The sequence below is a fragment of the Terribium retamae genome (genome assembly GCF_022347545.1).
Classification (GTDB): domain Bacteria; phylum Pseudomonadota; class Alphaproteobacteria; order Rhizobiales; family Rhizobiaceae; genus Mesorhizobium; species Mesorhizobium retamae.
Genome location: NZ_JAKREW010000030.1, coordinates 61,070 through 71,385, shown reverse-complemented (window position 1 = coordinate 71,385; position 10,316 = coordinate 61,070). Strand labels below are relative to the sequence as shown.

Annotated in this window: 12 protein-coding genes; 2 read left to right on the top strand and 10 right to left on the bottom strand. The window is 62.0% G+C overall.

Annotation, left to right across the window (positions count from 1 at the left end; all coding sequences use genetic code 11):
• The 8 genes from trbL to L4923_RS22845 form a co-directional block, all read right to left on the bottom strand.
• A partial coding sequence (trbL, locus tag L4923_RS22880; protein ID WP_239369407.1) for a P-type conjugative transfer protein TrbL occupies positions 1-862 on the bottom strand: 862 nt, incomplete at its 3' end.
• Between the two features lie 3 nt (positions 863-865).
• Complete coding sequence (gene trbK-alt / locus L4923_RS22875; protein WP_239369406.1) at positions 866-1,153, bottom strand: putative entry exclusion protein TrbK-alt; 288 nt, start codon at positions 1,151-1,153, stop codon at positions 866-868.
• Positions 1,154-1,163: 10 nt separating this feature from the next.
• Positions 1,164-1,928 carry a P-type conjugative transfer protein TrbJ gene (gene trbJ, locus L4923_RS22870; RefSeq protein WP_239369405.1) on the bottom strand — a complete coding sequence of 255 codons (765 nt, stop codon included), beginning with the start codon at positions 1,926-1,928 and terminating at the stop codon, positions 1,164-1,166.
• Complete coding sequence (trbE, locus tag L4923_RS22865) at positions 1,925-4,381, bottom strand: conjugal transfer protein TrbE (RefSeq protein ID WP_239369404.1); 2,457 nt, start codon at positions 4,379-4,381, stop codon at positions 1,925-1,927. Before trbE ends, trbJ begins: the two co-directional genes overlap by 4 nt.
• 13 nt (positions 4,382-4,394) lie before the next feature.
• On the bottom strand, positions 4,395-4,676 hold the full coding sequence (locus L4923_RS22860; RefSeq protein ID WP_239369403.1) for a VirB3 family type IV secretion system protein: 282 nt from the start codon (positions 4,674-4,676) through the stop codon (positions 4,395-4,397).
• Positions 4,676-5,008 (bottom strand): TrbC/VirB2 family type IV secretion system protein, encoded by a 333-nt coding sequence (locus L4923_RS22855; RefSeq protein WP_239369402.1) that lies wholly within the window; start codon positions 5,006-5,008, stop codon positions 4,676-4,678. Before L4923_RS22855 ends, L4923_RS22860 begins: the two co-directional genes overlap by 1 nt.
• Entirely contained in the window at positions 5,005-5,994 is a 990-nt protein-coding gene (gene trbB / locus L4923_RS22850) for a P-type conjugative transfer ATPase TrbB (RefSeq protein WP_239369401.1), read from the bottom strand. The genes L4923_RS22855 and trbB overlap by 4 nt, the downstream gene beginning before the upstream one ends.
• A 273-nt stretch (positions 5,995-6,267) precedes the next feature.
• On the bottom strand, positions 6,268-7,206 hold the full coding sequence (locus L4923_RS22845) for a hypothetical protein (protein WP_239369400.1): 939 nt from the start codon (positions 7,204-7,206) through the stop codon (positions 6,268-6,270).
• A gap of 188 nt (positions 7,207-7,394) precedes the next feature.
• Between L4923_RS22845 and L4923_RS22840 the strand changes: the two genes are divergently transcribed.
• A complete protein-coding gene (locus tag L4923_RS22840) occupies positions 7,395-8,609 on the top strand; it encodes an MFS transporter (RefSeq protein WP_239369411.1) in 1,215 nt (404 codons plus the stop codon).
• On the opposite strand, the gene L4923_RS22835 is transcribed toward L4923_RS22840, so the two are convergent.
• A complete protein-coding gene (locus L4923_RS22835; RefSeq protein WP_343303943.1) occupies positions 8,606-9,244 on the bottom strand; it encodes a TetR/AcrR family transcriptional regulator in 639 nt (212 codons plus the stop codon). The two genes, L4923_RS22840 and L4923_RS22835, sit on opposite strands and share 4 nt — an antisense overlap.
• Positions 9,245-9,311: 67 nt before the next feature.
• Here L4923_RS22835 and L4923_RS22830 point away from each other — a divergent pair, with 67 nt between their 5' ends.
• A complete protein-coding gene (locus L4923_RS22830) occupies positions 9,312-9,836 on the top strand; it encodes a DinB family protein (protein WP_239369399.1) in 525 nt (174 codons plus the stop codon).
• A gap of 51 nt (positions 9,837-9,887) precedes the next feature.
• Here L4923_RS22830 and L4923_RS22825 read toward each other — a convergent pair whose 3' ends face one another.
• Positions 9,888-10,232, bottom strand: coding sequence for a hypothetical protein (locus tag L4923_RS22825; protein ID WP_239369398.1), 345 nt, complete (start codon positions 10,230-10,232; stop codon positions 9,888-9,890).
• Between the last annotated feature and the right edge of the window lie 84 nt (positions 10,233-10,316).

Here is a 10,316-nt window from a genome sequence, read left to right as displayed (position 1 = left end):
CAGCGAGGGCTGCACCGCCGACGGCAAGGCCGGTGCCGACGGCAGCGCCAGCACCCAGTTGCGGGCCACCAGACACGAGACCGTTGGCGATGCCGGGGCCGAAAATACCGAGGCCGAGCAGCGAGAGCGCGGCCAGAACGACGGCCATGGCATCATCGATGGACGGCGTCTGACCGCCGAAACCAGCGGTGAACTGGGAGAATAGGGTTGAGCCGATGCCGATGACGACGGCGAGCACCAAAACCTTGATGCCGGAAGAAATCACGTTGCCCAGCACCCGTTCGGCCATGAAGGCCGTCTTGCCGAACAGGCCGAAGGGGATCAGCACAAAACCCGCGAGCGTCGTCAGCTTGAATTCGATGAGCGTCACGAAGAGCTGCACAGCCAGAATGAAGAAGGCGAGCAGCACCAGCGCCCAGGCGAAGAGCAGGCAGGCGATCTGGATGAAGTTCTCGAAGAAGGCGACCCAGCCCATCAGGTCGGAGATGGAATCGAGCAAGGGTCGGGCGGCGTCGAGGCCGGTCTGAGCGACCTTGCCGGGACGAAGGAGGTCCTGGACCGTGAAGCTGGTGCCGGAGCCTTTCAAACCGAGGCCGGCAAAGCTCTCGAAGACGATCTTCGCCAGATTGTTCCAGTTGCCGATGATGTAGGCGAAGACGCCGACAAACAGCGTCTTCTTCACGAGGCGCGCGATGATGTCGTCGTCGGCTCCCCAGGACCAGAAGAGTGTTGCGAGCGTCACATCAATGACGATCAGCGTGGTGGCGATGAAGGCGACTTCACCGCCGAGCAGGCCGAAGCCGGAGTCGATGTAGCGGGTAAAGACCCCAAGGAAATTGTCGATGACGCCGGTGCCGCCCATCGTCTATTTCCCCCCGTTCGGAGCCGGTGGGGTTGCCTGCGGCGTGCGGCCAAGAAAGCGGTCGCGGGCTTCGGCCCAGACGCGCAGGCAGTCAGGATCGTTGGCCGCTCTCTGCCCCAGCTGCTGGCACCGGCGTTGTCCCTCGCGCAGCGGATTGCGCGCGGGCTCTATGAGGCGCATGGGCTCCGTTCCGGGAGCCTCCTCCTTTCGGGTCATTTCGATCGCCGTCGCCGTGATTGCAACGGCGACGAAGACGACGGCGCCCAGCCGGGCCAGCATCTTGCCGTCCATGCTCTCGCCCTCAATTGCCGTTGTTGAACATTTGCGCATTGCCCGGCTGGTAGCCGGAGCCGGGCGTCAGGAAGCGGCGCCGTTGCTCGCGCCCCTGTTCGGCCGCAGCAGCACGCTCGGCTTCGGTCAGCGCTCCCGCACGGCCGTTGGCCGAGAGCAGCGCGACCAGATCGGAGAGCTGCTGCGACTGGAGGGCGAGGAGCTGGTTGCCGGCTTGCGTCGCCTGAAGCGCACCCGTGGCGCCCTGGCTCTGGCCGACCAGCGTCGCCATTTCGGCACGATTCGTATCGATGTTGCCGACCACGCCGGCCTGGACGCGCATGGCGTCCTGCAGTCCGCCCACAGTGTTTTGCCAGCGCGAACGGGCGTCGGTGACGAGCTGCTGGTCCGTGGTCGACAGCGAGACGTTGCCGTATTGCTGCTGAAACATCTGATCGATGTTCTGGACGTCGAAAGCGATGTTTTGCGCCTGGCTCAGGAGCTGCTGCGTGCGCTGAACACTCTGCTGGAGCTGCTGGAGCGAGGAATGCGGCAGGCTCGCGAGATTGCGGGCCTGGTTGATGAGCATCTGCGCTTCGTTCTGGAGCTGGACGATCTGGTTGTTGATCTGCTCCAGGGTGCGTGCGGCGGTGAGCACGTTCTGCGCATAGTTGGAGGGGTCATAAACGATGAGGGCATGAGCTGGCGTCGTCAGGATCGGCGATACCGCCAGCGGCATGGACAGGATCGACGCGGCCAGCAACACGGCACGCGAACGGGAATGACGGATGATCATGACTTTGCCTCCTTGGTGGCATGGGGGATGTGGTTGGAGAGATCGGGGATGAGATCGGCGGCCCATTCCACGCCGCGCAGGCGCAGCCATGCGTCGAGGAAGCCGTCCCGGCCGTGTTCGGCGAAGACGCGGGCGATGGCCGCCTGGTCGGATTTCGAGGATGCGGCCGTGAGGGCCAGCCCGACGTCGGAGAGACCCAGATCGAACAGGCGGTTGCCGCGTCGTGACTGGCAGTAATAATCGCGCTTCGGCGTTGCCCGCGCGAGGATCTCGATCTGGCGATCGTTCAATCCGAACCGGCGATAGATTGCCGTGATCTGAGGCTCGATCGCGCGTTCGTTCGGCAGCAGCAGCCGCGTCGGGCAGCTTTCGATGATGGCCGGCGCAATGGCGCTGCCATCGATGTCGCTGAGTGACTGCGTGGCGAAGATGACGCTGGCGTTTTTCTTGCGCAGTGTCTTCAGCCATTCGCGGAGCTGCCCCGCGAAGCCTTCATCATCGAGCGCGAGCCAGCCCTCGTCGATGATGAGCAAGGTGGGCGAGCCGTCGAGCCGATCGCCGATGCGATGGAAGAGATAGGCGAGCACGGCTGGCGCGGCACCCGTGCCGACAAGGCCCTCGATCTCGAAGGCTTGCACCGAGCCGTGGCCCAGATGTTCGGTCTCGGCGTCGAGCAGCCGGCCATAGGGACCGCCGACGCAATAGGACCGGAGCGCTTGCTTCAGATCGTTCGATTGCAGGAGGACGCAGAGGCCGGTGATGGTCCGTTCCTCGACCGGCGCGGAAGCCAGTGAGGTCAGGGCCGACCAGAGATGTTCCTTCACCTCGGGGGTGATCTGGATGCCCTCGCGCATCAGGATGGCGACGAGCCAGTCCGCGGCCCAGGCCCGCTCGGGCACGTCATGAACGCGGGCGAGCGGTTGGAGCGAGACGGAAAACTCGGCGCCCTCGGTCAGGTCGCCGCCAAGATCGTGCCAGTCGCCGCCCATGGCGAGCGCCGCGGCCCGAATGGACCCGCCGAAGTCGAAGGCGAAGACCTGGGAGTTTTCGTAGCGGCGGAACTGCAAGGCCATGAGCGCAAGCAGAACGGACTTTCCCGCACCGGTCGGGCCGACGACCAGCGTGTGGCCGACATCGCCGACATGAAGGGAAAACCGGAACGGGGTGCTTCCCTCGGTCTTGCCGTAGAGCAAGGCGGGCGCGCGCAAGTGCTCGTCCCGTTCCGGCCCCGCCCACACCGCGGAGAGCGGGATCATGTGGGCGAGATTGAGGGTGGAAATCGGCGGTTGGCGGACGTTGGCGTAGACATGGCCCGGCAGCGAGCCGAGCCAGGCGTCCACCGCATTGATGGTCTCTAGCATCGCCGTGAAGTCGCGGCCCTGGATGACCTTCTCGACCAGCCGCAGCTTCTCGTCGGCGACACGGGGATCTGCGTCCCAGACCGTGATGGTCGCCGTCACATAGGCCTGCCCGGCATAGTCGGCGCCGAGTTCCTGAAGAGCGAGATCCGCGTCGGCGGCCTTGTTGGCGGCATCGGTATCCACGAGGGCGGACGCCTCGTTGGTCATCACCTCCTTGATGATCGCGCCGATCGACTTGCGCTTGGCGAACCACTGCCGTCTGATCTTCGTCAGCAGCTTGGTCGCATCGGTCTTGTCGAGGAGGATCGCCCGCGTCGACCAGCGATAGGGGAATGCGAGCCGATTGAGCTCGTCGAGAATTCCGGGCGTGGTTGCGGTCGGAAAGCCGACTATGGTGAGGATGCGCAGATGCGCATTGCCGAGACGCGGCTCCAGCCCGCCGGTAAGCGGCTGATCGGCGAGCAGTGCGTCCAGATAGATCGGCGTCTCGGGCACGCGCACGCGATGACGCTTCGTTGAGACGGTCGAGTGCAGGTAGGTCAGCGTTTCGCCGTCGTCGAGCCAGCCGCATTCGGGCATGAAACCATCAAGCAGTGCGAGCACCCTGTCGGTGCGGTCGATGAAGGCCCGGAGGATTTCGTGGGGATCGACACCGGCGCGCTCGCGACCCTCATAGAGCCAGGCTTCCGTGCGGGCCGCGTCCTCGGCGGGCGGCAGAAAGGTGAAGGTCAGGAAATAGCTGGAAATGAAATGGGCGCTGGCTTCCTCGAAATCGGCCTTGCGTTCGGCATCGACCAGCGCTGAGGCAGGATCGGGAAAGTGGCTTTCGGGATAGGTCGAGGCTTCATGGCGCTGCGCCTCGACGAAGATCGCCCAGCCGGAGCCGAGACGGCGGAAAGCGTTGTTCAGACGCCCGGCGACGGCGACCAGTTCGGCCGCCACGGCGCTGTCGAGGTCGGGACCTCGGAAGCGTGCGGTGCGCTGGAACGAGCCATCCTTGTTAAGGACGGCGCCCTGACCAACGAGAGCGACCCAAGGGAGGAAATCCGCGAGGCGGCTGGTGGTGCGGCGATATTCGGCAAGGTTCATCATGATTGCTGCTCCCTCAGACCGAAAGATGACCAGGGATGCGAAGGTGCCGGCGGCCGACTTCGACGAAGAGCGGATCGCGTTTGGCGGCCCAGACCGCGGCGAAGTGGCCGATCGCCCAGATGGCGAGACCCACGAGCCAGAGGCGCAGGCCCAGGCCGACCGCGCCGGCCAGCGTGCCGTTCATGATCGCGATGGAGCGCGGGGCGCCGCCGAGCAGGATGTGCTCGGTCAGCGCCCTGTGGACCGCGACGGTGAAGCCCGGCACCTCGTCGACCTGTTGCAGGAGGCCCGCCATCAGACGAGCACCCCGCCGCCGAAGCTGAAGAAGCTCAGGAAGAATGAGCTGGCAGCGAATGCGATGCTGAGACCAAAAACGATCTGGATCAGTCGGCGGAAGCCGCCCGACGTATCGCCGAAGGCCAGCGTCAGGCCAGTCACGATGATGATGATGACGGCGATGATCTTGGCGACTGGTCCTTCGATCGACTGAAGGATGGATTGCAGCGGGGCTTCCCAGGGCATGGACGAACCAGACGCGTGTGCGGCCGGTGCCAGCATCAGGCTGATGGCGATGGCGGCGGCGGCCGTCGACACGCGCTGGCAGCCGCGTGAAAGAAAGCGGATCATGTTGGGTCTCCTGTCGGGTTGGGGGCTTGGGTTGCTGGGGTGATGCGGTAGTCGCCGCCTGGGCCGAGCCCCTCGACGCTGGCGAGTTCGGCCAGCCGGCGTTGCGATCCACGTCCGGTGAGAACGGCGACAAGGTTGATCGTCTCGGCGATCAGGGCGCGCGGGACGGTGACGACGGCTTCCTGGATGAGTTGTTCGAGGCGGCGCAGCGCCCCGATGCCGGTGCCGGCGTGTATGGTGCCGATGCCGCCGGGGTGGCCGGTGCCCCAGGCTTTCAGCAGATCGAGGGCTTCGGAGCCTCGCACCTCGCCGATCGGGATGCGGTCGGGCCGCAGACGCAGCGAGGAGCGGACAAGGTCCGAGAGTGAAGCGACACCGTCCTTGGTGCGCATGGCGACGAGGTTCGGCGCGGTGCATTGCAGCTCGCGCGTATCTTCGATGATGACGACGCGATCCGTGGTCTTCGAGACCTCGGCGAGAAGCGCGTTGGTGAGTGTGGTCTTGCCGGTCGAGGTGCCGCCGGCGACGAGAATGTTGGCGCGCGAGGCGACTGCTGCGCGTAGAATCTCGGCCTGCTCCGCCGACATGATGCCGGCTGCTACATAGTCGTCGAGGGTAAAGACCGCGACGGCGGGCTTGCGGATGGCGAAAGCCGGAGCGGCAACGACGGGCGGCAGCAATCCCTCGAACCGTTCCCCCGTCTCGGGCAGTTCCGCCGAGACACGCGGGCTGCCTGCATGGACTTCGGCGCCGACGTGATGGGCGACCAGACGAACAATCCGTTCACCGTCGGCGGGCGCCAGCCGTTCACCTGTGTCGGAGAGACCCTCGGATAGGCGGTCGATCCAGAGCCGGCCGTCGGGATTGAGCATCACCTCGACAATCGACGGGTCCTCCAGAAACCGAGCGATGGCCGGTCCAAGGGCCGTACGCAGCATGCGCGCGCCGCGCGTGATCGCCTCCGATTTCTGGTGAGATGCCGCCATGTCGTCCCCTTGCGGCCAGGGACCGTTCAGCCGGCCCTGGATCGGGGACAATTAAAAGAGCCCGAAATGGGGCTGGTTCAACAAGTCTTTGTCGTAGTAGGGCTGTAGCGTGCAAATACAGGAGACCGGCGGAACTGCGAGAGGCCGATCAAAGACTTCGCAGAACGTCTATTCTGCGACGTCGCAAAAATCAGACGCGAACCGAATCGAAATTCGGGAAATTTGCGACAATAATGGAAGTCCGCAGTTGGCCTTTGCGGACATCGGCTCCCGTTACCACTCCCGCCATTCTGCGGTAATATCTTCATCATCCGGGAGGTTGAAGCCCGACGCCCTTACCACCGCGTCGATCAGGACACCAAGTTCGTCGCGCTCCAGTGTTTCGATCATCCCGCTTCTGCCGTTGATCTCATTGATCGCAAGAACGATGTCTTTGACCGCCGCCTGGATGGCCTGCGCATCCCGCTGGCTGGTTGCGGCCTTCACCGTGTCGACGAACCCATGCAGCGCCGTTTCAGCCGTGGCGATGTCGGCCTCGTTGAAAAGCTCGTCTCCCTCGGCCATGGCCTCCCGCCAGCGTGGCGTCGGCAATTGAGCCCGCAATGCTTCGACTTTATTGATATTGCCAGCTATGATCTTCTGCTTGGGCGGGGACGCCGTTCGGCGCTTGGCCTGGAGCATGGTGCGGTCGGCATGCATCAGATAAACCGCCATCAGCAGCAAGCCCGCGTCATATTTTGCGATCACGACCATATTGCCAACAGCATGGGAGTGATCGAAGCGTGCGGCTGAATATTCCGGCAGCGTGCTGCTCTTGCCTCCCCGAAACGGACCCGCCCCGAGCTTCTCGGCCACGACGTCGCTGCTGTCTCCGAACGTCAGACCGAATGGCAGCGCCGACAGATAGGCGCGTTGCACCGCCCTGATCGCATCCGGCCCGGTAAAGGACAGCCTAGCGACGATCCTTTCCTCGTCGTCCGACAGGCTTCTCGACCGTACCTCTTCGAATTGGGCAATGTATGCGGAAAGGCTTTCCACCTGCAGACCGAAACCGCTATCAAAACCACCGAAAAATCCCATCTCCGCATTCGTGCGAAAATCGATGGGGTCCAGCTTCTCGTGATGGGCCAGGTACGACCTGACAACTGGGTCGGCAATGCTGCGGCCAAGTATATCGGAATGATTCATCCTCTGCCTTTCCCTCCACAGCATCCCTATCCGATATTACCTTGCGATCTTTGTGACGTCGAATGAGTTACGTCCGCTGGCACAAAGCGGCCGAGTTGTCGCAAATCTCCTGACTTTTCCAGCATTGATCCGATAGAGCCCCGACACAGCTGTCATCCATTTGATATGTGAAGCCTGCTAATCAGCAATTTTCATTGTTATTGGCAGGCTCTATGCGGTTCTCGGGACCCGACAGGAAAATCATCGGTGTCCTCTTTGTCCTTGCCGTGACGCAGGTCATCGGGTGGGGTACGGTCAGCCTTCCCGCAATCATCGGCAGGCAGATCGCCGCCGATCTTGATATGAACATCGAGGCGGTCTTCGCTGGCAGTTCAGTCCTGTATGTTGTCATGGGCCTGTGGGCTCCGGTGCTGGCGAAGGGATTTATGCGGTTCGGTGCCCGTCGCGTAATGATGGCCGGGGCTATTCTCGCGCCGCCCGGCTTTTTGCTGCTTTCCGTTTCAACAGGACCAATGCTTTATTTCGCCGCCTGGGTGATCCTGGGCACGGCCGGCAGCGCCACGCTGACCACAGCTGCCTATATCATGCTCAATGAAGTCGCTGGCCGGAGCGCCAAGAGCGCCATCGGCGCACTCATGTTGGTGACGGGGCTGTCGAGCAGCGTCTTTTGGCCGACGACCGCATTTATTTCTGAGGCGGTTGGCTGGCGTGGCACCTGCCTCGCCTATGCGGCGATGATGGTGCTGGTTTGCCTCCCGTTTTATTTCTTCGGCTTGCCGCGCAGGGCATCTCTAGGGGAGGCGGTGAGTCCGTCAAAGCCGGCAACTGGGCCGACTACTATTGCACGCAAAGGCACATTCGCTCTCATCGTGACAGCAATTGCGCTCAATGCCTTCGTTACCTTCGGGTTTTCTGCCGTGCTGATCGAACTATTGCAGGCGAAGGGACTACCAACGTCCCAAGCGATTACCTTCGGCGCGATGCTGGGCGTCATCCAGGTATGTGCTCGGGGACTGGATTTCGTCGGTGGCGGTCGATGGGATGGGATCACCACCGGCCTCGTCGCCGGTATCGGCTTGCCTGTCGCCATGCTGCTGCTCATCGTGGGCGATGGTACCTATTGGACCATCGTCGGCTTCATCCTGATCTATGGCCTGGGCAGCGGCGCGCTGGCGGTATCCCGAGCCACGATCCCTTTGGTGTTTTACGACAAGGACGAATTTGCCAAAGCAACGTCGCGCATCGCACTACCGCTCAATCTGATTTCGGCTGCATCACCTCCGATCCTTATCGGTTTGCTGACCCGATTTGGTAGCCCCGCCCTCCTTGGCCTCGCTATACTATGTTCTTCCGGCGCGCTTCTGATCCTGTTTTTGCTCAGCCGCCGCCGACCATCAGTCGAGGTAACGGTGTTGCAGAACGCCTAAGATTCGCGAATTTGGCCCGGCTCTCCGAGGTATAGGGTGATCAAGCGGACTAGCTCCCTCTGCATCGCAGGGTCGGCGACGGCACCACGCCGCGCCGCATTATGGATCACCCCATCAATCGCGTCCGAAATCACGCGGGCAGCGACATGATCGGCCGGGTTGGGCTGGCGCTTCCGGTATGTGGCGACGGCCTCGGCGTAGTAGGAGAGATATTCAATCTCGAATGCGCTGCTGGGGTTTCGATACCCTTCAGAGCTGGGAGCTTCGTCTAGCAGGACACGATGCAGGCCCGGATATACGCTATGGGCTGCGACCACGGCCTGCACCAGTTGCGCCGCGAACTCTGCCGGCGATACCCCATCCGCGCGGATTCTTCGCATCACCGCGATGCTGTCATCGAGGTGGCGGTGGCGGATTGCATCGACCAGAGAGAGCTTGTCGGGGAAATATTGGTAAAGGGAACCGATGCTGACGCCGGCCAGCTCCGCGACCCTGTTCGTCGTGAACCCCACCCATCCTTCATCGCTCAGAATGCGAGCACCGGCCTGAACAATCGTTTCGACTGTTGCGCGGGACCGGGCCTGTCGCGGCTCCTTGCGCATCACGGATTGCTGCTTAGCAATGCGAGTAGACAAAAACCCATCCCCGTAGAAAATGTGAACGACTTGCTCACATTTCTAAACCTCGAAAGGATCGGTGGCAATGAGTACCTTGCTCCAAACGCTCTACGACTATCACGCTTGGGCCAATGTCGATTTATTCAATACGCTGGAAAGGATTGACCCCGAAAAACATACAACAGAGCTACAAACCGCTCTTCGGTTGATCAGTCATTATTATGTGGTTTCGCGGATATTTGCCGGCCATCTGCAAGGCATTCCGCATGGCTTTACATCCGACAACCTCGAAGAAACCCCGATATTGGATGAGCTGAGGACCGCCGTCGCGTCCTCTGACCAATGGTACCTCGACTACCTTGGCACGGCCTCTCCCGCTGCACTCTCCGAGGCCGTCGCCTTCACCTTCACCGATGGCGACAAGGGTTACATGACCCGCGAGGAGATGCTGACCCATGTAGCGTTGCACGGAGGCTATCACCGTGGCGAAGTAGGCCGGATACTCTGGCAGCTTTCCGTGACGCCGCCGTGGGACACGTTCGCTGTCTATCTTCACCAGGCCGAACCAGCGCGTCGGCAGCAGGGCAGCAAGCAGCCCGCTCCGGTCTGAAAGATAACTCATGTTGATGTTGTCGCGGAAATCGTGAGTTTAAAGAACCCGTTAGGTCTCAGCGCGAGCGTCGTCGCTTTCCATCGATGTTGTCTTTTTCTTCTTTGTCTTTTCCACCGACGGAGCTGGCGCATTCACGTCATCATCATCGTCATGATCTTCGCCGGGCCGAACCTCGTCCATTCGGTGCTTTATCGCCAACGCATAAATCACATCTAGAACGTTGCGATCTGTCACATGCGGGTCCGTCAGCGCGAAAAGTGAGGCACGAACGATCTTCTTACCGGATGTCTTTGGGCAGCGATTTTGCACGAAATCATAGAGGTCACTGCCGGAATGACCTTCCGTCGCACCATTCACAAGCGCCTCGTAAATCTTCTTTCGCTTCTCACCCATTCCGATGACCCTCCAAACTGCGTTGCCGCATCATCTGTCGTTAAAGTGTCATAATCAACTCAATGGCCATGGCCAATGGCCCGC

Coding starts and splice junctions, on each gene's coding strand:
- L4923_RS22860 (WP_239369403.1), bottom strand. CDS start 4,676: ATGGCGGGCCTCCTGCAACAGGTCGACGAGGTGCCGGGCTTCACCGTC.
- L4923_RS22845 (WP_239369400.1), bottom strand. CDS start 7,206: ATGCTGTGGAGGGAAAGGCAGAGGATGAATCATTCCGATATACTTGGC.
- trbB (WP_239369401.1), bottom strand. CDS start 5,994: ATGGCGGCATCTCACCAGAAATCGGAGGCGATCACGCGCGGCGCGCGC.
- trbE (WP_239369404.1), bottom strand. CDS start 4,381: ATGATGAACCTTGCCGAATATCGCCGCACCACCAGCCGCCTCGCGGAT.
- trbJ (WP_239369405.1), bottom strand. CDS start 1,928: ATGATCATCCGTCATTCCCGTTCGCGTGCCGTGTTGCTGGCCGCGTCG.
- L4923_RS22830 (WP_239369399.1), top strand. CDS start 9,312: ATGAGTACCTTGCTCCAAACGCTCTACGACTATCACGCTTGGGCCAAT.
- L4923_RS22825 (WP_239369398.1), bottom strand. CDS start 10,232: ATGGGTGAGAAGCGAAAGAAGATTTACGAGGCGCTTGTGAATGGTGCG.
- L4923_RS22855 (WP_239369402.1), bottom strand. CDS start 5,008: ATGATCCGCTTTCTTTCACGCGGCTGCCAGCGCGTGTCGACGGCCGCC.
- trbK-alt (WP_239369406.1), bottom strand. CDS start 1,153: ATGGACGGCAAGATGCTGGCCCGGCTGGGCGCCGTCGTCTTCGTCGCC.
- L4923_RS22840 (WP_239369411.1), top strand. CDS start 7,395: ATGCGGTTCTCGGGACCCGACAGGAAAATCATCGGTGTCCTCTTTGTC.